Source organism: Sedimenticola sp. (assembly GCF_050289425.1).
Lineage (GTDB): Bacteria > Pseudomonadota > Gammaproteobacteria > Chromatiales > Chromatiaceae > Sedimenticola.
The window spans coordinates 1-516 of sequence record NZ_JBNKFS010000099.1; the positions used below are offsets into that span (position 1 = coordinate 1).

Sequence of the window (516 nt, forward strand, 5' to 3'; positions counted from 1 at the left end):
GTTCCTGGCGCTGCTCGGCTACGTGCAGTGGGACCGGCGTTTCCGCCGCTATGCCATCCTGCTGCGCTTCTGGCGCCCGGACTGGCCGCGCTTCTTCGAGCTGTTCCGCGTCGGCGTGCCCATCGGCCTGACCATCGTCGCCGAGGCCGGGCTGTTCTCCGCCGCCGCCTTCCTCATGGGCCTCATCAGCACCGCGGCGCTGGCCGCCCACGCCATCGCCCTGCAGTGCGCCGCGGTCGCCTTCATGGTGCCGCTCGGCCTTGGCCAGGCGGCGGTGGTGCGGGTCGGCCTGGCCGCCGGCGCCTTCGAGCACGCCCTGAACTACACCCAGGAGCGCAAGCAGTTCGGCAAGCCCATCGCCGACAACCAGGGCGTCCAGTTCCAGCTCGCCGAGATGGCCACCCGCATTCGCGCCGCCCGCCTGATGGTCTACGACGCGGCCCGCCGCCGCGACGCGGGCCAGGATTTCCTGACCGAGGCGGCCTACGCCAAGCTCTACGCCTCGCAGACGGCCGA

At 72.1% G+C, this 516-nt stretch carries 1 protein-coding gene; it reads left to right on the forward strand.

From position 1 onward, the window contains the following. A partial coding sequence (locus ACQY5R_RS18360) for an acyl-CoA dehydrogenase family protein (RefSeq protein ID WP_428610732.1) occupies positions 1–516 on the forward strand: 516 nt, incomplete at both ends.